Genomic DNA, 20,225 nt, shown 5'->3' with positions numbered 1-20,225 from the left:
GCCATGGCACTGACCAAGAGCGAGATCATGACCGCGTATCCTCTCCCTTCGTACAACTACCGAGTCGAGATCGCGGGCGCCGCGGTCGGCTTCTCGGAGATCTCCGGGCTCAGCATCAAGCGCGAGACGACGACCTACAAGGAGAGCCCCATCGGCGGGGCGGCGCCCGGTCCGGTGGTGATGAACATGCCGGCGCAGCCCACCGCGCCGACGCTCACGCTGAAGAAGGGCATCGTCAAGAAGACCAGCGTCGCCACGCTCTACGCCTGGATCAGCGCCATCCAGGTGAACCAGGTCGAGAAGAAGGACATCTACGTCCGCCTCTGCGACGAGAAGGGCGACGCGGTGATCAGCTGGAAGGTGCTGAACGCCTTCCCCACCAGGCTCGACGCGCCCACCTTCACGGCATCGTCCAACGAGGCCGCCATCGAGAGCATGGAGCTGATGGCGGACGCGATCCTGATCGAAGAGGCGTAGAGCGGCGCGATGGCCCAGTCGACGGACAACCAGCGGACGAGCTACCCGCTCGCTGCGTACAACTTCCGCGTGAAGGTGGACGAGGCCTCGATGAGCTTCACCGAGGTCTCGGGTCTCGCGGTCGAGCGCGAGCACGTGACGTACGCGCACGGCCTGAGCTTCCAGGAGGGCCCCGTGATCATGACGTTCAACTCCAAGCGCTTCACGCCTATCACCTGCAAGCGCGGCACCGTCCTCGGGGCAGATCCGCTGTTCCTGTTCAACTGGCTGGACAAGCGGGACAGCCGGAGCATGGAGGTCAGCCTCTGTGACGCGACGGGCGCGGCGGTGCTCGCCTGGAAGGTCGCCGTCGCAGTACCCGTCAGCCTCAAGGCGCCGACCTTCAGCGCCACCGCGAACGACGTCGTCGTGGACACACTCGAGCTGCAGGTCAGGGAGGTCTCCGTTGTCAGGCTCTGACATTCGCGACAACGGCGGTCCCTTCGGCCGAGATCCGGGGCCCCGCGCGGACCCGCCGCGCGGCGCCCCGGGCCCCGGACCGAAGGGGTGGAGGTCAGGTTCATGAGCGCTGCCATCCCGGAGCTCGTTCCGCAGAGCGAGATGTTCGTAAACTTCCGCTTCGGCGTCTTCTTCTTCGCCGGCGGCGTGGTGCCAAACCCGCTCGACATCCGCTTCAAGAAGGTGACTGGGCTCTCGGCGACAGTGAAGACGACGCCGCTCGAGGAGGGCGGACAGAACCTCTACACCCAGCCGCTGCCCTCGAGGGTCGACTACGGCAACCTGGTGTTGGAGCGCGGCATGGTGGCGAGCTCGCGGCTGCGCCTCGACTTCGACGCCGCCATGTCCAACTTCAAATTCGCCCCCTCGAACGTCCTCGTGACCCTCTTCAGCGAGGCGTACACCCCGGTGTCGGCGTGGTTCTTCTCCAGAGCCTATCCGGTCAAATGGTCGATCGCCGACCTCAGCGCCGAGCCGAAGGAGCTGCTCATCGAGTCGCTCGAGCTCGCCTACGCCCGGATGCAGATCATGAAGGTATGACCATGCCTGTGGAGATCAAAGAGCTGGTGATCCGCGCCGTCGTCGCGCCCCCGGAGGGGGCGCCGCGCGCGCGCGCCGCCGCGCCCGACGCCGCCGGGCAGGAGGCCGTGATCGAGGCGGCGGTCAAGGAGGTCCTCCGGGTCCTCAAGGCGTCGAAGGAGAGATGATCGTGGGACTGAACCTCTTCAAGCTCGAGAAGCTCAAGATCACGGCGTTCAAGGACGTCGGGCGCCGGCAGCCGAGCGGGGCGCCGTTCGAGGCGATGTTCAACCCGGCGTCGTTCTCGCAGCGCTACGCGATCGCCTGGGGGGCCAAGCAGGGGGTGGGCTCCAGCGGGCCGCAGCTCTCGTACAGCCAGAGCAAGCCGAGCGAGCTCACGCTCACCCTGGTGGTCGACGGCACCGGCGTGGAGTCGATGGGAATCGTCGCGCCGGTGCGGAAGAGCGTGAAGGATCGCGTGAAGACGTTCCTCGACGTCACCTTCCGTTACAACGGGGACATCCACGAGCCCAATTACCTCCTCGTGGAGTGGGGCTCGCTGAAGTTCTCCTGTCGTCTCTCCGCGGTCGACATCAAGTACACCGCGTTCGAGCGCGACGGCACCCCGCTCCGGGCAGAGATCGAGGTGACGCTGATCTCCGACAAGGCCGCCAAAGCGCGCGCCAGGGAGGAGGGCAAGACGTCGCCGGATCTGACCCACAGCCGGATCGTGCGCAGCGGGGACACGCTGCCGCTGCTGACCAAGGACATCTATGGCTCGTCCGCCCGCTACCTGGACGTCGCGCGGTGGAACCGCCTGGACGACTTCAGGAGCCTGATCCCCGGCCAGGAGATCTTCTTTCCGCCGCTCGCCAACCTGGGCGCCGGCACCTCCGGGGAAGGGTAGACGGCGCCATGCCCGCGGTGACTTCCACGATCCTCAGCGACGGCAAGCCGATGGACCCGGCCTGCGAGCTCATCTCCATCGACATCCGGAGAGAGGTCGACCGGATCCCCCGAGCGGAGCTGCGCGTGCTCGACGGCGACGCCGCGCAGCAGGCGTTCGCTATCAGCGATACGGGCTTCTTCGCGCCGGGGGCGAAGATCGAGATCAAGCTCCGGTACGAGGGGGAAGAAGACCGGTGCGTCTTCAAGGGGGTGGTGGTGCGGCACGGGGTGGAGGCTGGCGACGACGGCTCCGTCCTGGTGATCGGGCTCAAGGACGCCGCGGTCAGGCTGACCGGAGCGCGGCGGAGCGCCGTCTTCCGGAAGATGACCGACGGCGCGATCGTGAAACAGCTGATCGAGGCGGCGGAGCTCGAGGTCGGCACCATCGCCGAGACGAGGCCGGAGCACGCGGAGATGGTGCAATACCACGCCACGCCGTGGGACTTCATCCTCTCACGGGCCGGCGCGCTCGGCCTCCTCGTGGTCGTCGAGGACGGCAAGATCTCGCTCCGTAAGATGGAGATCGAAGGCGCGCCCAAACACTGCTTCTCTTATGGCATCAGCGAGATCTTCGACGTCGAGATCGAGGCCGACGCCGAGCACCAGTACGAGGCCGTGGAGAGCGTCGCCTGGGATCCCAAGGAGCAGAAGCCCACGCCGGCCCGCAAGGCGAAGAGCGCCCACGCCACCCAGGGGAACCTCGACGGGGGCAAGCTCGGCGGGGCGGTCGGCAACGGCACCTGTACGCTCTCCCACCCGGTCCCCGTCGTCGCCGAGGAACTCCAAGCCTGGGCCGACGCCCGCATGGCGAGGAGCCGCATGGCGCTGCTCCGCGGGCGGATCGCGGTGCCGGGCTTTGGCGACATCGGGCTCCTCGACGTGATGGAGGTCGAGGGGATCGGCAAGCGCTTCAACGGCAAGACGCTGGTGACGGGGCTCCGCCACCGGGTCGACGCGTCGGGCTGGCGGACCGACGTGCAGTTCGGGCTCTCGCCCGAGGAGCTCTCCCGCAAGGAGGATATCCGCGAGGCGCCTGCGGCCGGGCTCCTGCCCGCGGTGAGCGGGCTGCAGATCGGCGTCGTCGCAGAGTTCGAGGACGATCCCGACGAGGAGCTCCGGGTCAAGGTCATCCTCCCCGGGGTCGACGCGAAGCAGGACAAGGCCGTCTGGGCCCGGCTCGCCGCGCCCGACGCAGGCAAGGCGCGCGGGTACTTCTTCCGGCCGGAGCCCAAGGACGAGGTGGTGGTGGGCTTCTTCAACGACGATCCGCGCCGCCCCGTGATCCTGGGGGCCCTCTTCGGGTCGAAGAACGCGCCCCCGAAGGTGATGGGAAAGCCCAGCAAAAAGAACGACAAGAGCGGGATCGTGACCAAGTTCGGGACGACGATACAATTCCTCGACCCCGACGACGGCGCAAAATCGATCGTCCTCTCCGACCGGCACGAGAACTCGATCTCCATGGGTGAGGGTGGGATCGAGATCAAGAGCAAGAGCAAGGGGGATCAGGACTCGATCACTCAGAACTCGATCACCATGGGTAAGGATGGGATCGAGATCACGAGCAGCAAGCATCTCAATCTCAAGATCGACGGCAACGTCACGATCAGCGGCAAGGAGGTCGACATCAAATGAGCCAATCGAGGCAGGAGGTGAGAGAAATCCATCTCTCGGTGACGGTGGACGAGGCGAACCTGATCCTGGAGGGGGTGGGGCTGCTCCCGTTCGCCAAGGTCTACGCGCTGGTCGCCAAGGTGCAGCAGCAGGCAAGCGAGCAGCTCGCCGGCAAGCCCGACCGGGAGGAGCCGGATGCAACCTGAGAGCTCTTTCCTCGGTCGAGGCTGGGCCTTCCCGCCCTCGTTCAGCCGCGGCGGCGCTGACGTGGAGATGGTCTCCGGCCCCGCCGACGTCCAGCAGAGCCTGCAGATCCTGGTGGGGACCTCGCCGGGCGAGCGGGTCCTTGCGGAGACGTTCGGCTGCGACCTCGCGAGCCTGGTGTTCGAGGAGCTGGATCAGGGGCTGATCAACACCATCGAGCGGCTCCTTTCGGACGCGATCCTCGAGCACGAGCCGCGGATCCAGGTCGATCGGATCGACGTCGCGGCGAGCGACACCCAGCCGGGCTGCGTGCTCATCGCGGTCAACTACACCATCAGGGGTACGAACTCGCGCTTCAACATGGTCTTCCCGTTCTATCTCACGGAGGCGACCCTCCCCGGGTGGTGAGAGCGCCATGAAAAAAAAGCTCAAGAGCCCCGAGGAAGAAAGACTCATCCTCGTCGACGGCGACAAGGCGATCTTCCTGCCCAGTTTCACGCCCGCGCTCGTCCATCCCAGGCCCGGAAAGCTGGAGGGGAGCGGCCCAGGGACGCTGAACGGGAAGAAGCTCTGCGTCGAGGGTGACGAGGGCAAGGTCTCGGTCGCCAATTGCTATTACGTGATTCCGGGGTACTCCATCCCGGGCAAGGGGACGCTGAAGATCGCCGCCCTCGGGAGCGATCAGAAGGCGGAGAAGACCAAGACCGGCGACAATGCTGTCCTCCTGAAAGGGACCACGTTCACCGCGACGTTCGAGGTCCAGAACCCGGCGAAGCAGCCGCCGAAGGGGCCGGGGCCGCCGATCCCGGACTCGACCCTGAAGTACCAGGGCAAGGGCATGTTCACGACGACCAACAAGATCTTCAAGGGAACCTGAAAGGCAAAGCCATCCATGTCGAGCACGTCGAGAGAGCCTGCGGGCGCAGAGCGCGACGGTACGAGCCAGGCGGGGCGCGCGCTCGCCGCGCTCGATCCCGGCTACGTCTCGGTGGACGAGCGAACGTCCGCGGAGCTCCTTTCGTTCGCGCGCGCCTACGGCAAAGAGCTCACGTACTACGGCGCCGGCGGTGGGCCGGAGGGCGACTGGAGCGGATTCGTCGACGCGAAGCTCCGGCCCGAGGACGTCGCGGCGTTCCTCCGGGAGCCCGAGAAGTTCACCCCCGAGGCCGCGCCCGAGCTCTACCGGCCACATTTCGTCCTCTTCCTCGCGTTCCTGCAGCTCTTCGAGAAATCGCGGGCCGAGCTCAACACGCTGACAGGACGGCACCTCGACTTCTACTATCGCCAGGTCCTGCGGATGGCCCGGAGGCCGCCCGTCCCGGATCGGGTGAACCTGATCGTCGATCTCGCCTCCCGCGGCCGGGAGGTCCTGCTGCCCGCTGGGACGCTCCTCGACGCGGGCCCGGACAGCCTTGGACGAGCCCGGATCTATGCGACCGATCGGGATCTCGTCGTCAACCGGACGCAGGTCGAAAAGGTAAGCTCCCTCTTCATCGATCGACGGCGCGTGGGGCTCCGCGAGATCTCGAGCCGCCACGCGAACGACAAGCAGCGGGCCAGCGAGGCGATGTTCGCGCTCGCGATCGGAGATGCGCTTCCGCCCTATCCCGGCTCCGCTCAGCCGGTCGACTTCGCCAAGCTGACGAGCCTTCGCGTCCTCGCGAAGCGCTCGGACAGCGACTTCTTCATGTCGCCCCCCACGCTGCGCGATCTCATGGAGCAGAGGAAGGAGCGCGCGGAGACGCCCTCCGAGTGGGGCGAGATCTACGCCGCGCTGGAGCTCGCCGGCACCATGAAGAGGGGCGCTCCGTTCGCGCTCGCCCGGAGCTCGCGGGACCTGGAGGCGAACCTCCAGGAGGCCGTGGGGCCTTTCACCTACGGCACGCTCGCCCAGGTGAGCACCGTCGACGATCTCTACGAGCACCGGGCGCGCGGCGACGTGCAGGCGTTCATCCAGGGGACGCTGTACTTCGCGCTCGCCGACTTCGAACGGATGATGCAGCTCAAGAGGCGGTTCGACGCCGCGTGGGGCGAGATCAATCGCATCCTCGAGAGCGCCGGGCAGAAGCGGCGGAACGACCCCGACTACCGGCTGTTGCCCGCCGACGTCACGGCCTTCGCCGACAACGCGAAGGCTGCTGTCGGCACGGACGGCATCGAGGCGTACTGGGGAGAGGTCCTCGTGCTCGAGGGGTACTTCTACATGCCGGTGGAGAGCTTCGCCATGGCCATGGGCGAGGTCCTCGACACGCCGCAGGACGACTGGAGCCAGGTCTTTTCGATCCTCGAAGAGGCCCACCGGGAGAAGCTCCGCAAGGACCGCAGAGACGAGCTCCGGCGGCTCCACGAGGCCACGCCGCCGGCGCGCCTCGTGGACCTGATCCGGTACGTGCTCGGCGAGGACCCGAGCTCGGAGGACGACCCCGCCGCGATGGAGCGCCTCGAGCCCTACCTCGGCAAGCCGGATCTCGCCAAGCTCCAGGAGTCCGCGACGACGAGCGACTGGGAGGGGATCTATGCCCTCCTGGAGATCGCCCAGCGCAATCGGCTCGGCGAGCCGCCGGCGGAGAAGGAGGAGTGGTTCAACCTATTTCCGGCGGAGGACGCCACCACGGTGTCCATCCGCCCGAAGGGCACCGCGGGAGGCGCTCCCGCATGGGCCACCTTCGGGGCGGCGCGGCCCTCCTCGAGCACGGACCCCGCTCCCGAGCCCGTCCTCGGCTGGGCCCTCTGCTCTCCGCTGCTGGTGCTCGGCGAAGGCCAGCGCGTCATCACCCTCACCCTGGGGTTCAGCCCCGCGCGCACCCCCCTCGAGGATCTCTTCCTCAAGGGCGGAGAGCATCCGCTGCTCTTCCAGCTCAGCACCGCCAAGGGCTGGGTCGAGTGCACTTCCGTCGGGGTGCAGATCGGTTCGTACAAGGTTCTGACCGGCACGACGTCCGAGGGCGACCCCCTCGGAGCTCGATTCACGTTGACCCTGCCGCCCGGCGTCGACCCGATCGCGGCGCCGCCTGCGGGGCTCGCCGGGATGGACAGCCCGTGGCCCATCTTGCGGCTCATGCTCCGGCCGATCTGGAGCGGGGCAGACCAGAAGTACGTGGTCCGCTACCGGGAGCTCGGCGACCTCCTGATGGTGTCGGCACACCTCAAGGTGGAGGTCCAAGGGCTCAGGGCCATTGCGCTCCAGAACGACGAGATGACGTTGGATGCGAAGAAGCCCTTCGAGCCATTCGGCAGCGCGCCGGCCGTCGGATCGCGCCTCCTCATCGGACACCCCGAGATCGCAGGCAAGAAGCTCGACAGCCTGGCCATGAGCTTCCAGTGGATGGGAGCGCCGGCGGACCTCGCGTCTCACTACGCCAACTATCCGGCTGCCCCTTTCGCCTTCACCGCCAAGGTCAGCTTGATCGACCGACGCGGGGCGACGGAGCTCGTCAAGGCAGCGCCGCTCTTCGGCGCGAAGAGCTCCGATCCGACCTCGATCACCGTCACCACCGCCCTCACCGCGGCCGCGGCGGCCGACCCCCAGGCGCTCGTCGAGGGCTCGATCGACGAGGACCTGTCGGCCTCGGGGCGCACCCTGCAATGGGAGCTGAACGCCCCGGATTTCCAGCACGGGAGCTACCCCGTGGTGGCCTCGAGCAAGGCGCTCGCCCTGTCGGTTGCTGTCGCCAGTAACCCCGCGGCGGTCAACGCCGCGCAGTACCAGATAAACCCGCCTTACACGCCGAAGCTGAAGAGCCTGACCCTCGATTACGCGTCCTCGCTGGAGCTCCGCTTCGACGGCGCGCCGCGGGCCGCGGGCGTCGATCGGGTGTTCCACGTTCATCCCTTCGGCGCCTGTGACGGGGAGAGAGAGCGATCGAGCGCCGGCCTTTCCTTCCTGCCCAGATACGAGAACGACGGCGAGCTCTACCTCGGCCTGCGCGACCTCTCCCCGCCCCAGACCGTCTCCATCCTCTTCCAGATGGCGGAGGGCAGCGCCAACCCGGATCTGCCGCCGCAGCCCGTCAGCTTCAGCTACCTGAGCGGCGACCGCTGGATCCCCCTCGGGCACCGTCTGATCTCGGACACGACCCGTGGCCTCACCAACTCCGGCATCGTCGAGCTCGCCCTCGACCCGGCGGAGCCCAGCACCCGCCTGCGCGGCGATCTCTACTGGATCCGCGCCGCCGTGGAGCGGGACCCACGGAGCCTCTGTGACACCATAGCGGTTCACACCCAGGCGGTGACAGCCACCTTCGTCAACCACGACAACGCGCCGGATCACTTCAGCGAGCCCCTCCCCGCCGGGACCATCACCAAGCTGAGCTCGGCGATCCCGGAGATCGCGGGCGTGCGCCAGCGCTACGCGTCCTACGGAGGCCGGACGGCGGAGGGCGCTGACACCTGGGCCACGCGCGTCAGCGAGCGCCTCCGCCACAAGCAGCGCGCGCTCACCGTGTGGGACTACGAGCGCCTGGTCCTCGATCGGTTTCCGGAGATCTACCGGGCCAAGTGCGTCCCGCCGACGCTCGGCGAGCCCGGGAAGGTAAAGGTCGTCATTATCCCCGATGTCCGGAACAAGCTGCCGGCCGATCCCTTCGAGCCCAAGGCGCCGGCGAGCCTGCTCACGGACGTGCGGGAGCACCTCTCGGCGCGGGCCCCCGCCTCCGCCTCGATCGCGGTCGTGAACGCCCACTACGTGGCCGTCCGCGTCCGCCTCGGCGTGCGCTTCCGGGCCGACAGCAACGACGCCTACTACACCCAGCGGCTCAACGACGATCTCAACCGCTTTCTCGCTCCCTGGGCCTACGCCGAGGGCGCTGAGCTCGCCATCGGCGGGAGGATTTACGCCAACAGCATCGTCGATTTCGTCGAGCGCCGCCCTTACGTGGACTTCGTCGCTGGCATCAAGCTCTTTCGCAGCGACGATGGAGAGAGGTTCCAACTGGTGTCGCCCCCGGCCGACGGGAGCGGAGCCTTCGTTGGGACGATGAGGCCTGACGAGGTCCTCACCTCGGCCAGAGAGCACCAGATCGATATTCTCCGCGAAGGTTTGTACGAAGAAACGCGAATGACGGGCATCAACTTCATGACGCTCGAGCTCGATTTCTTCATCCACTAAGAGCCTGGGATCACGCTCAGGCGCCCGAGGCGACGTGTCGGTCGCTCGGTGAGAAAGGCAATCGCACACATGGAAATCAACAAGAAGAGCCGTTCCGAGCTGAAGGCATACTTCGTCAAGAACGCCCTGCCGACGGAGGGCAACTTCAGGGATCTCATCGACGCGGGGCTGAACCAGAAGGACGACGGCCTCGTCAAGTCGGCCGATCAGCCGGCGCAGATCGCGGCGTCGACGGCCGGCGACAAGCCGGCGATCCACCTCTACGAGAGCTTCGCGACGGACACCAAGCCCGCCTGGGCGCTGAGCCTGCAAGCCGGCGGCAAGAAGGGACTCGGCATCGGCGACGGCGACGGCCAAAACCGCCTCTTCATCGATGCCACGACCGGCGGTGTGGGCATCGGCACGGCCGATCCGGCCGGCAACAAGCTCCGGGTGGCGGGGAACGTCCTCGTCGACGGCGCCGACGGCGCCGCGATGCTCGTGCTCAAGGACGGCAACATGGGCATCGGCACAGCCGATCCGGCCGGCAACAAGCTCCGGGTGGCAGGGAACATCCTCGTCGATGGCGCCGACGGCAAGGCGCGCATGAGCTTTGGCTCCACCACTCGCCAGATGCTCAACCTGTGGGCTGAAAGGTTTGGAATCGGCATCCAGAACGGCACCATGTACTTTCGCACCGACAACCATTTCGCCTTTCACAAGGGCGGCGTGCACGCCGACGGCGCGCTCGATCCCGGCGCCGGCGGCGCTGCGATGCTCGTGATCAAGGACGGTAACGTGGGCATCGGCACAGCCGATCCGGGCAGCTACAAGCTCAACGTCACCGGCAACGTCAAGGTCGGGGGGGCGATCACGCCCTCGGTCGGCAACTCCGCGAGCAACGGCATCATGTTCCCCGCCGATCCCGGCGGTGGCAGCGGCGATGCGGCGTGGATTCGTTACATGGTCGTCAGCGGCGAGTCGACCCAGCTCCAGATCGGCACCAGCAACGACCCCGACGACACCGTTTCCATCTGGCAGTATGGCGCGGAGAGGCTGCTCGTCTCCAACGGCCAAGTCTACCTTAACGGCATGGTGCCATTTTTTTCGGATCGCCGGCTGAAACGCGACATTGCGCCGCTTGGCCCCATGCTCGGGCGGGTGCTCCAGCTCCAGGGGGTGCACTATCGCTGGATCGACGAGAAGATCAGCTCCGGCTTGCAAATCGGGCTCATCGCGCAGGACGTGGAGGCTGTCTTCCCCGAGCTGGTATCCGCGACCCACGAGGGCACGAAGGGCATCGATTACGCGCGCCTCGTGGCGCCGCTCATCGAGGCGGTGAAGGAGCTCGCCGCCGAGGTCGAGGCGCTGAAGCTCGCGCGCACCACCTGAGCGCGCCACCTGGAGCCATACGATGGACTACGCTCTTCTGCGCCAAGAGGGAATCCGTCAGCTCGAGCGGATGACCGGCGGGCAATGGACGGACTTCAACGCCCACGATCCGGGGATCACCATCCTGGAGCAGCTCTGTTATGCGCTCTCGGATCTCGGCTACCGCGCCGGGTATGAGATCCCGGATCTGCTCGCCGACGGCGGAGCCGATCCGTACCAGAGCCTCCACCTGCCGGCGGAGATCCTCACCTCGCACCCGGTGACGCCAGCCGACCTCCGCCGGCTCGTCCTCGACGTGGAAGGCGTCAAGAACGCCTGGGTCGAGCCGGCCACGGCGGACGCGCTCCAGCTCTACTACCTCCCCGTGGAGCGGGAGATACGCCTCGCGCCCAAGGACGTCGCCTCCGAGCCGGTCCGCCTGCGCGGCCTCTACCGCGTCCTCATCGAGGCGTCGGAGCACAGCCAGGGCACCCAGGTCCGGGCCAGGGTCGCGCGAAGGCTCCACCAGAACCGCCCCCTCTGCGAGGACTTCGCCGAGATCACGGTGCTGGAGCCGCAGCTCATCCAGGTCGAGGCCACCGTGGAGATCACGCCGGTGGACGACCCCGCGGCGCTGCTGAACGAGATCGGCCGCGCGATCGCCGACGAGATCTCGCCGCCCATCCCCTTCGCGACGCTCTCGCAGAGGCTCGGCGCCGGCGCCAGCGTCGAGGCGATGTTCGAGGGGCCCCGGCTCGAGCACGGGTTCCTCTCCGACGAGGTGCTGGCGAACGCGACGCGGCGGACCGTGATCCACACCTCCGATCTGATGCGCGCGATCACGGACATCGCGGCGGTGCGGGCGGTGAGCCGGATCCGCGTCTCCACGGGCGGCGCCAAGGAGGAGTGGTCCCTGCCGGTCGACCCCGATCGGGTCCCGAGGATGAACTTCGATGCATCCGTGATCACCCTGATGAGCGCCGGGAGGGTGATCGCCCAGGCGAAGCCGGCGAGGGCGCCGGCCGCCCCCCGGGGCGCGGGCGACAGCGCGCTCGCGGTGCCCGCGGGGCGCGACCGGAACGTCGGCGCGTACACCTCGGTGCAGCAGCACCTCCCGACGCTCTACGGGGTCGGCGAGATGGGGCTACCGGACTCGGCGACGCCCGCGCGCAAGGCGCAGGCGAGGCAGCTCGCGGCGTACCTGATGTTCTTCGATCAGCTCCTCGCCAGCGCGTTCGCGCAGCTCGCCAACGTCAAGGATCTGTTCTCCCACGGCGACGGCACGCGGACGTACTTCACGCAGGTGCTGGACCAGCCCGGCCTCCGGCTCGAGGAGATCCGCGCGCTCGACGACGGGCACCGGGCCCGGCTCAGCGACCTCGTGGAGACCCCAGAGGAGGTCGCCTCCCTCGAGCGGAAGCACCGCTTCTTGAACCACCTCCTGGCCCGCTTCGCCGAGCCGATCGGCGGACACGAAGCGACCATCTCGCCGGCGGAGCGAGCGCGGCGCAAGCAGCGTCTCTTGCAGCGATATCCCCGGATCAGCAGCGCGCGGGGGACGGGGTTCGATGGCCTCGCGCCCTTTGGCCCCGCCAACATGTCGGGGCTGGAGGAGCGGCTCCGCGTCACGCTCGGGCTCGCCGGAGGTGAGGAGATCACCGTCGTCGAGCACATCCTGCTCCGACCGATGCCGGGCGACGAAAAGCAGGAGCGCCCCGGGCCGACGGACGCGCCCACGGACAGGCCGCCCGCGCTGCTCTCGGCCGCGCGGGAGAGGGACCCCTACTCGCTGCGATTGACGTTCGTCCTCCCCGACGGGGTGGGGCGATTCAGCGATCCAGCGTTCAAGCAGCTCGTCGAGAACACCCTCCGCGCGGAGACGCCGGCCCACCTGACACCGTATGTGCTCTGGATGGCGGCCGACGCCTGGGCGGCGTTCCGGACGGCTCACGGGCAGTGGTTGCAGAAGCGGCGGGAGGTCCTCGCCGCGACGTTGGGCGTACACCTGGAGGAGCGGAGCTCGTAGAACCATGTCCACCGCGAGACCTATCGACGTGCGCTGCGCCCGGGACCGGCTCATCGATCTCCTCGGGCTCGGGGAGACCACCCCGATCCGGGACGTGGACGTTCAAGAAGCGCAGCTTACCGTCAACGTGGGCGCCCCCTGCGAGATCACCATCGATCCCGCCCAGGCGGGCGTCAGGTACGAGCTGTTCGACGGAGACGCGCCGGTGGTGCCCGCCTGCTCCGTGGACGGGACCGGGGAGAAGGCGGTCCTCAAGGGGCCGATCATCGACAGGGAGGACAAGACCTTCCGGATCCGCGCGAAAAAGCTCGATCCGTTGACGCGCGAGACCTTCCTGTTCCAGACCGCGACGGTGAAGGTGGGGCTTGCCACGGATCTCCCTGTCTCGACGCCCGAGATCGCCGAGGTGCCTCGCCTCGTCGACTACGGGAGCCGCGTTCTGGTGAGCATCACGGGCAGCCAGGCGGGCGCGACGTACGGGCTGATCGACGCCGCGGGGAGCCCGATCCCCATGACGCCCCCCGAGCGCGTGAGCGGGAACAAGGACGGCGCCATCACGCTGACGGCCAGCCGGGTGACCGAAGACACGGTGATCCGGGTCGACGTCCAGAGGACGTTCGACGAGGGCGAAGGGCGCGCCCCGCTCCACGCGGTGCTCACCGCGGAGCTGCCGATCGCGGTCCGCGCCGATCGGGAGCTCGTGGTGTCGGCCGTCGGATCACCGGTCCTGCCGCAGGGCAGCGCCACGATCACCATCGCTGGGAGTCAGCCGAACGTGCGTTACAGCGCCCACGTCCGCGCGCTCTCCACCGTGGACTTCGTGCCCGACGCGGGGTCTGCCCTCGTGGCGATCGCCGTCCCCGGCACGTCCGGCGTCGAGGTGTACACCCCGCGGCCTCCCGCGCTCTGGCAGGCGCCGGCCGGCTCCGTGCAGCACGGGGACGCGATGCCGGGCAACGGCGGCGTCGTAGAGCTCGGCGTGGGGCCGCTCCTGGACGACAGCATCGTCGTGGTGCAGGCACGCAAGATCCACACGGCGGCCGGCGCGTCGCTCGAGTCCGCGGTGCAGCTCGAGCAGGCGGCGGTCGTCCTGGTGAGGCCGGAGCCGGCGCCCCCGCTGGTGCTGCAGATCGCGGCGAACGCCGACGGCGCGAGCGGCACGCTGCTCGTCTCGGGCGGCCAGCCCGGGGTCTTCTACCACTTCTACCCGAGCAACGAGGCCAGCGAGCTCGGCCTGCCGGCGTATTTCCACCGGCTCGACGAGCGGGACCCGTCGATGAACAAGGGCATCGCGGCGACCGAGCCGGAAGCGTCCGACAAGGTTCCGCGTCGGGGGCTCCGGGTCGAGATGGATCTCGTGATCACGCGCGATCCGCCGGCGCCTGCGGCCTTGGATCCGGCGCACGTGCGCCCGCTCGATCCCCTGGTGGACATCGCGCCGCTGCCCCTCGGCGGCGCGGTCGACGTGATGGCCATCAAGGCCCGCACCGGGATCGGGTGGGTCGCCAAGCGATCGGTTACGGTGACCCCGGTCGCCGAGGAGGGCCCACCCAGCGAGCTCGGCGCTGCCCCCGAACCCGCGGCGACAGAGCCGTGACCGCGCCGCGCCATCAGATCCGCCGGCAGATCCTGGAGGTGACCGTCCAGGATCGCGAGGCGGCGTGGCGGCTGCAAACCGAGCTCAGCCGCATCCACGCCCAGCGCCTCGAGGCGGTCATCGATCGGTGTTGCACCGAGCTCGGCGCTCCAGATCGCCTCCAGCGGATCGCGCTGGTCGAGGTGGATCTCGGGCGGATCGATCCCGACCACCTGGAGCGCGATCTGGTCGACAAGCTCAGCCCGCTGCTGCGGGAGGCGCTGGCCGCGCGGATCCGCGAGGAGGACGAGAAGACCGCGCTCCGGGGCTTCGATCCCGAGGTGATCTCCCGGCTGGAGCTCGTGGCGTTCTTCGCCCGCACCGGCGCGCTCCCCTGGTGGGCGGACAGCACGCGACCGCGGCTCCTGGACGAGACCCTGGGGCTGCTCCTGAAGCGCGCGGCGCGCCCGCTCGCGGCGCTGATCCGGGCGCTCGAGCGCGAAGGCGGCGCGCTGACGAGGATCGTCCGCCACAGCCGCGACGCGCAGCTCTGGGCCCTGTTCGACGCTCTCGTGGCGTCCTCGCAAGCCGACCTCCCTTCGATGCCGGTGGAGCTCGTCGCCCTGCTGCGCGCGCACCGGGCGGTCGCTGGGGCCACTCCGGACGGCTTCCGGGCGTGCGTCTGGACGGGCGCGCTGCGGGCGGCGTGCGTCGAGGAGAGCCCGAGCGACGGGCGGGTGGGCTTCTGGCGTGACGCGCTGGCCCGGATCGCGCTGGAGGCCGGCGTGACCCTCGGGTCCCTCCTCTCGGGGCTCCACGGGCCCCTGGGGCCGAGCCCATCGGCCTGGCCGGGCGCGCTGGGGGCGGTCGGGCAGAGTCCCGGCGCGGTCGTAGAGAGGCCGATCCGCGAGACGCGGGGAGAGCATCCGTCGAGCGATCCGGGGGCCGCGGCTGCGGACCAGGAGCTGTCCGTCGATCCAGCGTACAGCGACGCCGACGAGGTCTACGTGGACAACGCCGGGCTGGTGGTGCTCTGGCCCTTCCTCGGGCACCTGTTCGAGCGCCTGGATCTCTTTGCCGACACGCAGTTCAAGGATCGGCGCGCCCTCCACCGCGCTGCCGGCCTGCTCCAGCACCTCTGCACGGGGGATCTCGAGCCGGCCGAGTACCAGCTTCCCCTGACCCGCGTGCTCTCTGGCATGCGAATGACAGAGGTCTTCGACTTCGGTCCTCCGGTCACCGAGGCAGAGGCCGAGGAGTGCCTCAACCTGCTCGCGGCGGCGATCGCGAGCGCGCCGATCCTGGGGGAGATGTCGATCGCCGGATTCCGTGGCTCGTTCTTGATTCGCAAGGGCGCGCTCTCTGCCCGTGACGGCGCGTGGCTCCTCCGCGTGGAGCGGGCCTCGTACGACGTGGTGCTGGATCGGTTTCCCTGGGGGATGAGCTGGGTGAAGCAGCCCTGGATGGAGGCGCCGCTCTCTGTGGAGTGGTGACCGCGGCTTCGTTGAACGCACGCTTGGCGGTGACGCGCGGGGCCGCCTCGTTTCTCCGCCCGCGCCGAGGAGAGTCTCATGCAAATCGCTGTTGACCGGTCCACTCCGAAGATCTCGCAGAGCGCCACGCGCACCTCGCGGGCCCGCTCTCCGGCGCCGCCGCTCGTGCAGCGGAGAACGACGCCGCCCGCACGACCGCCGGCCGAGTCGACCCGAGCGGCGCTGGAGCAGGCGTTCGGGGCTGAGGTCTTTGCGGCTGCGGGCCGCGGCGTCAATTCCACGGGGATCCCGTCGCCGGTGAAGGCCAAGATGGAGGCGGCGTTCCGGGCTGATTTCTCCGGCGTGCGGGTGCATCAAGGCTCGACGCGGGCGGCGGCGCTGGGGGCGGTGGCGTACACGCAGGGGAGCGACATCCACGTGGCGCCGGGGCACTGGTCGCCCGAGACGCGGGCGGGGCAGGCGCTGCTCGGGCACGAGCTCGCGCACGTGGTCCAGCAGCGAGAAGGGCGCGTACAGGCGACGGCCCAGTACAAGGGGGTGGCGCTCAACGATGATCCGGCGCTGGAGGCGGAGGCGGACACGCTGGGAGCCAGGGCGGCCGCAGCAGGGGAGCGCGCCGTCCAGCAAGACCGGAGCCGCGCGGAGCTGCAGCCCGGACCATCGCGCGGCACAACCGCGCCGCTCGTCCAGAGGGCCATCACGGGAGTCATCCAGCGCGTGAAGAGGAAACCGGAAGTAGAGGGTCTGAAAGAAAAGATGGACGAGCTCCTCGAATCGATCAAGGAGCAGTTGAAAAAGATCACCGCGCACACCGAGCAGGTTAGCCCGACCCTCGACAGCGATGACGATAAGGATGATCTCGAACAGCTCAATGAGTGGGTCGAGGCTGCCAAGGACGGCTTCGATGCCGCGAAGAACCTTCGCGACGACGCCGCGAACGTAGCTGAGCGCCCTCAGGGCCAAAGGCCCTCCCGCCACGTGAATCAAGCGAGCGCTCACGGTCAGAGCTCGCACACGTACAAGGAAGACTACTGGGACGAGATACAGGAAAAGGCACGAGAAGTCAATCGTCTACTCGTTAACATCAAAACGAGTTTTCCCGTCAACGCCGGTGGTTTCAGCGCCGCCGGTCGCGCCCACGCCATGGATGTCGAGGTGCTCAACGCTGGCACCGCGAGCGCCGGGAAGCAGCAAGACAACAGCTTCATCGAGGACATCGAGATCGACACCGAGCGACTGACCGACGCCAATGCGGTGTTCAAGGCCGACTCGAGAGTCAGGACCGAGGCCGCGGGGAGCAGGGTCGTCTTGGGCAACAAACAGGCCGGAGCTCTCCCTGGGTCTGGGTTGCTCACCCAGGTGGAAAACAACTTGAAGCCGCTCGGCGCTCCCAACTGGCGCGCGAATTTCAAGGACACGCCGGTGCCGAAGGACCGGGGACAGGGTCAATACGCCAACATGGCGAACACCAACGCCACGGGCTACGCCTGGCTGGCCGAAGTGCCAGGCTACCAACAGCAACGCTGGGAGTGGCTCCACGTCCGCGGCGCAGGGCTCGGCGGCGCCACCGACGGCACCAACCTGGTGGTCGGCACCCGCGACGCCAATACCCATATGATCCCTTTCGAGTCTAACGTCCGAATCTTGGCCACCGAGGCCGGCAAAAACGATAACTACGACCATCTCGAGGTAGACTGGTCGGTCGGAAATCCCGACAGCGACGCAAAGCACAAGGTCGAAACGATCCAGATGGAATGGAAGCTCGTCAAGTCCGCGGGTAAGAACGTCCCGGAGCCCCAGGGGAAAGCCATGTTCAAACCCCTGGAGACAGGCGCCAACATCTCCAAGAAGGAGGTGCAGTACATCGAGGAAGCGATCAAGAGATCCCGCGACACTATCCAGCCGTAGCAAGCGCGTGCACGTGGAGAAGACGCCGCCCCTCGACAAGTTCAAGGTCATCAGGAACGGCGGTGACGCGCGGGGCCGCCTCGTCTCAGTGCCCGCGCCGAGGAGAGTCTCATGCAAATCGCCGTTGACCGGTCCAGCCCGAAGACCTCGGGGAACGCCACCCGCACGTCGGGGGCCCGCGCTCCGGCGCCGCTGCTCGTGCGGGGGAGGGCGATGCCGCTGCTGCCCCGACCGCCGGCCGCGTCGACCCGAGCGGCGCTGGAGCAGGCGTTCGGGGCTGAGTTCTTTGCGGCTGCGGCGAAGGCGGCTGGGCCCGGCGTGGGGACCGGGAGCGGACCGGGCCGCGGCGTCAATTCCACGGGGATCCCGTCGCCGGTGAAGGCCAAGATGGAGGCGGCGTTCGGGGCCGACTTCTCCGGCGTGCGGGTGCATCAGGGCTCGACGCGGGCGGCGGCCCTGCGGGCGGTGGCGTACACGCAGGGGAGCGAGATCCACGTAGCGCCGGGGCGCTGGGCGCCGGAGACGCGGGCGGGGCAGGCGCTGCTCGGGCACGAGCTCGCGCACGTCATGCAGCAACGGGCCGGGAGGGTCAGGCCCACCAAGACGATCGCGGGGGTGGCGATCAATGATGACCCGGCGCTCGAGACAGAGGCCGATGCGCTGGGGGCCAAGGCGGCGCGGGGGGACCAAGTCCCTGCATCGGGCACGCGCGCCCCGCAAAGCAGCCTGGCCTGTAGCTCTCTGCAGCGCTCGCCGCTGGTCGCGCAACGAACTCCGGACGAAGCCACCGGCCCCAGGGAGCCAGGCAATTACCACATCAACGGAAGGCAGCGGAGGTTTTACCGCGATTACGGCAAAGTGGCCTGGGGGCGCACGGATCCCGAGAAATGGCCTCAGGATCCGAAGAAGCAGCGAGCGATCTTGTACGAAGCCATTGCGATCCCGGGGCAGGGGTTCAACGATCTCGTTGTGCGCTTCGGCGGCACCGAGGCGGACCCTCACGACCTCGGCCTCACGGTCATGCTCAACAAGCCGTATGAGGGGAACAGGCACGAACCGGCCGAGAAGGATCTGGACAGGATCCGCGCCGGCGTCTTCAACAGGTGGAGCGGGCCGCCCGTCAGCATCGGGACCCTGGTGTGGGATCGAGGGACAGAGGGGAACATCCGAGAGGCGGTGCCGTTCGCCACCTTGCGGAAGGAGGCCGCGGCGAGCCCCGAGGCTGGCAACATCAGAGATAAGCTGGAGAAGAATCACAACTTTGTATGGCGAAAATTGGGAGACGACGACATGCCGTTCGTGGTCCCGAACGATGTGAATAGCGCGGCCATGAAGGCGCTGGGCGAGGAGGAGTCGAAGCCCGAATATGAGGGGATCGAGGCGCATTTCGTGACCTTCGGCTACAACCTGACGACCGGCGGTGTGACGGACCTGATGCGCAGAGTCCTGAAAGCCGTCTACGGAGCAGAGATGCAGCTGCGCGACGAGATCGCCGAGGACCCGCAGATCCTCACGAGCTATCCCATCGAGCCAAATACATTTTATCGCCTCCCGCGGGACACGGAAGGCACGATCTACAACGAGATGGTCGGCACCCTTGAGGGGGTCGGCGGCGGCGGACAGATCAAGGAGGGCCTTCGACTGCTGGCTGCCGCGCGAAGGACATTGGGCCCCGTCCCGCACTCGGGCCGCCACACGACATCAGAGAACACCGCGGCCGGAGGTCGGAACGATGAATTGATCAATGTGCTGACGCCGCTCGTCAATGACGCGAACGCGGGCAACGCCCCTCCCGTCGACCGCAAGATCGAGGTCAGGGCGCGGATCGAGCGGCTGGATCAGAGTTACTTCGGTGCCGGTGTCTGGCAGCGAAACGTGAGAGAGATCACGGGTAAGGATGTCGATCCTGGCACCGTTCAAAGGATCAATGCGCTCGTGGAGAAAAAACTGGTTGCCATCGTCAATTTGATCTTCCGATTCCTGAATCAAGAGGCAGCGACGCACAGGGAGGGTGTACCAGCCTGATGAAACCACGCCTCGCCCCTCCCGAGCACAGCCGAGCGTCCGCCCCACCGGCCCGCGTGAACGCCCCCGCGCCACGGCGGCGCAGGAACGCGATCTGACCCCCGTGCGGCCGGGGCGTGCTCGACGCGCGGCCATGAAAAAATCGACGCTGACCTGTGAGCATCCGGCTGCGCTCCGGGCGCTCGTCCTCGATCCGCAGAGGCGCGACCGCGGCTTCGTTGGTCGCAGGATTGGCGGTGACGCGCGGGGCCGCCTCGTTTCTCCGCCCGCGCCGAGGAGAGTCTCATGCAAATCTCCGTTGACCGGTCCGCTCCGAAGACCTCGGGGAACACCACCCGCACGTCGGGGGCCCGCCCTCCGGCGCCGATGCATCTGCCGCGGAGGGCGCCGCCGCTGACCCGACCGCTGGCCGAGCCGGTGCGCGCATCTCTGGAGCGGGCGTTCGGGGCTGATCTGTTCGCGGATCGGGAGGGCGCCGCGCGG

At 68.1% G+C, this 20,225-nt stretch carries 16 protein-coding genes; all 16 read left to right on the top strand.

Translation table 11 applies throughout. From position 1 onward, the window contains the following. Positions 1-3 precede the first annotated feature (3 nt). The 16 genes from NQZ70_RS28195 (at position 4) to NQZ70_RS28120 (ending at position 19,742) form a co-directional block, all read left to right on the top strand. The gene (locus tag NQZ70_RS28195; protein ID WP_129576965.1) at positions 4-477 is read left to right on the top strand and encodes a phage tail protein; all 474 of its coding nucleotides are present in this window, start codon (positions 4-6) and stop codon (positions 475-477) included. A 9-nt stretch (positions 478-486) separates the two neighbouring features. After that, complete coding sequence (locus NQZ70_RS28190; RefSeq protein WP_129576964.1) at positions 487-936, top strand: phage tail protein; 450 nt, start codon at positions 487-489, stop codon at positions 934-936. Between the two features lie 102 nt (positions 937-1,038). Further along, positions 1,039-1,515 (top strand): phage tail protein, encoded by a 477-nt coding sequence (locus NQZ70_RS28185; RefSeq protein WP_129576963.1) that lies wholly within the window; start codon positions 1,039-1,041, stop codon positions 1,513-1,515. Beyond that, positions 1,512-1,682 (top strand): DUF5908 family protein, encoded by a 171-nt coding sequence (locus tag NQZ70_RS28180; RefSeq protein ID WP_207217499.1) that lies wholly within the window; start codon positions 1,512-1,514, stop codon positions 1,680-1,682. The genes NQZ70_RS28185 and NQZ70_RS28180 overlap by 4 nt, the downstream gene beginning before the upstream one ends. 2 nt (positions 1,683-1,684) lie before the next feature. After that, complete coding sequence (locus NQZ70_RS28175) at positions 1,685-2,401, top strand: hypothetical protein (RefSeq protein WP_129576962.1); 717 nt, start codon at positions 1,685-1,687, stop codon at positions 2,399-2,401. An 8-nt stretch (positions 2,402-2,409) separates the two neighbouring features. Continuing rightward, positions 2,410-4,074, top strand: coding sequence for a type VI secretion system tip protein VgrG (gene vgrG / locus NQZ70_RS28170; RefSeq protein WP_129576961.1), 1,665 nt, complete (start codon positions 2,410-2,412; stop codon positions 4,072-4,074). Next, positions 4,071-4,259 carry a hypothetical protein gene (locus tag NQZ70_RS28165; RefSeq protein WP_129576960.1) on the top strand — a complete coding sequence of 63 codons (189 nt, stop codon included), beginning with the start codon at positions 4,071-4,073 and terminating at the stop codon, positions 4,257-4,259. Before vgrG ends, NQZ70_RS28165 begins: the two co-directional genes overlap by 4 nt. Then, positions 4,249-4,665 carry a GPW/gp25 family protein gene (locus NQZ70_RS28160; RefSeq protein ID WP_129576959.1) on the top strand — a complete coding sequence of 139 codons (417 nt, stop codon included), beginning with the start codon at positions 4,249-4,251 and terminating at the stop codon, positions 4,663-4,665. The genes NQZ70_RS28165 and NQZ70_RS28160 overlap by 11 nt, the downstream gene beginning before the upstream one ends. A 7-nt stretch (positions 4,666-4,672) precedes the next feature. Continuing rightward, positions 4,673-5,134 carry a hypothetical protein gene (locus tag NQZ70_RS28155; RefSeq protein ID WP_129576958.1) on the top strand — a complete coding sequence of 154 codons (462 nt, stop codon included), beginning with the start codon at positions 4,673-4,675 and terminating at the stop codon, positions 5,132-5,134. A gap of 15 nt (positions 5,135-5,149) precedes the next feature. After that, positions 5,150-9,364 carry a baseplate J/gp47 family protein gene (locus NQZ70_RS28150; RefSeq protein WP_129576957.1) on the top strand — a complete coding sequence of 1,405 codons (4,215 nt, stop codon included), beginning with the start codon at positions 5,150-5,152 and terminating at the stop codon, positions 9,362-9,364. A gap of 69 nt (positions 9,365-9,433) precedes the next feature. Continuing rightward, positions 9,434-10,735 carry a tail fiber domain-containing protein gene (locus NQZ70_RS28145; protein ID WP_129576956.1) on the top strand — a complete coding sequence of 434 codons (1,302 nt, stop codon included), beginning with the start codon at positions 9,434-9,436 and terminating at the stop codon, positions 10,733-10,735. Between the two features lie 22 nt (positions 10,736-10,757). Next, on the top strand, positions 10,758-12,740 hold the full coding sequence (locus tag NQZ70_RS28140; RefSeq protein ID WP_129576955.1) for a hypothetical protein: 1,983 nt from the start codon (positions 10,758-10,760) through the stop codon (positions 12,738-12,740). A gap of 4 nt (positions 12,741-12,744) precedes the next feature. Then, on the top strand, positions 12,745-14,337 hold the full coding sequence (locus tag NQZ70_RS28135) for a hypothetical protein (protein WP_129576954.1): 1,593 nt from the start codon (positions 12,745-12,747) through the stop codon (positions 14,335-14,337). Continuing rightward, positions 14,334-15,809 (top strand): contractile injection system tape measure protein, encoded by a 1,476-nt coding sequence (locus tag NQZ70_RS28130; RefSeq protein WP_129576953.1) that lies wholly within the window; start codon positions 14,334-14,336, stop codon positions 15,807-15,809. The genes NQZ70_RS28135 and NQZ70_RS28130 overlap by 4 nt, the downstream gene beginning before the upstream one ends. A gap of 78 nt (positions 15,810-15,887) precedes the next feature. Then, positions 15,888-17,717 carry a DUF4157 domain-containing protein gene (locus NQZ70_RS28125; RefSeq protein WP_129576952.1) on the top strand — a complete coding sequence of 610 codons (1,830 nt, stop codon included), beginning with the start codon at positions 15,888-15,890 and terminating at the stop codon, positions 17,715-17,717. 111 nt (positions 17,718-17,828) lie between these two features. Next, entirely contained in the window at positions 17,829-19,742 is a 1,914-nt protein-coding gene (locus tag NQZ70_RS28120) for a DUF4157 domain-containing protein (RefSeq protein ID WP_237244124.1), read from the top strand. The last annotated feature ends 483 nt before the right edge of the window (positions 19,743-20,225 follow it).

The organism is Sorangium sp. So ce836 (genome assembly GCF_028553905.1).
GTDB classification, from domain to species: Bacteria; Myxococcota_A; Polyangia; order Polyangiales; family Polyangiaceae; genus Sorangium; species Sorangium cellulosum_D.
Note: the sequence above shows the minus strand (reverse complement) of the source record. Positions and strands in the feature narration are given on the sequence as shown.

Excerpts from the sequence above, each read along its gene's own strand:
- NQZ70_RS28135 (WP_129576954.1), top strand. The coding sequence starts at position 12,745 with ATGTCCACCGCGAGACCTATCGACGTGCGCTGCGCCCGGGACCGGCTC.
- NQZ70_RS28160 (WP_129576959.1), top strand. The coding sequence starts at position 4,249 with ATGCAACCTGAGAGCTCTTTCCTCGGTCGAGGCTGGGCCTTCCCGCCC.
- NQZ70_RS28190 (WP_129576964.1), top strand. The coding sequence starts at position 487 with ATGGCCCAGTCGACGGACAACCAGCGGACGAGCTACCCGCTCGCTGCG.
- vgrG (WP_129576961.1), top strand. The coding sequence starts at position 2,410 with ATGCCCGCGGTGACTTCCACGATCCTCAGCGACGGCAAGCCGATGGAC.
- NQZ70_RS28165 (WP_129576960.1), top strand. The coding sequence starts at position 4,071 with ATGAGCCAATCGAGGCAGGAGGTGAGAGAAATCCATCTCTCGGTGACG.
- NQZ70_RS28140 (WP_129576955.1), top strand. The coding sequence starts at position 10,758 with ATGGACTACGCTCTTCTGCGCCAAGAGGGAATCCGTCAGCTCGAGCGG.
- NQZ70_RS28120 (WP_237244124.1), top strand. The coding sequence starts at position 17,829 with ATGCAAATCGCCGTTGACCGGTCCAGCCCGAAGACCTCGGGGAACGCC.
- NQZ70_RS28185 (WP_129576963.1), top strand. The coding sequence starts at position 1,039 with ATGAGCGCTGCCATCCCGGAGCTCGTTCCGCAGAGCGAGATGTTCGTA.
- NQZ70_RS28145 (WP_129576956.1), top strand. The coding sequence starts at position 9,434 with ATGGAAATCAACAAGAAGAGCCGTTCCGAGCTGAAGGCATACTTCGTC.
- NQZ70_RS28180 (WP_207217499.1), top strand. The coding sequence starts at position 1,512 with ATGACCATGCCTGTGGAGATCAAAGAGCTGGTGATCCGCGCCGTCGTC.
- NQZ70_RS28125 (WP_129576952.1), top strand. The coding sequence starts at position 15,888 with ATGCAAATCGCTGTTGACCGGTCCACTCCGAAGATCTCGCAGAGCGCC.
- NQZ70_RS28195 (WP_129576965.1), top strand. The coding sequence starts at position 4 with ATGGCACTGACCAAGAGCGAGATCATGACCGCGTATCCTCTCCCTTCG.
- NQZ70_RS28155 (WP_129576958.1), top strand. The coding sequence starts at position 4,673 with ATGAAAAAAAAGCTCAAGAGCCCCGAGGAAGAAAGACTCATCCTCGTC.
- NQZ70_RS28150 (WP_129576957.1), top strand. The coding sequence starts at position 5,150 with ATGTCGAGCACGTCGAGAGAGCCTGCGGGCGCAGAGCGCGACGGTACG.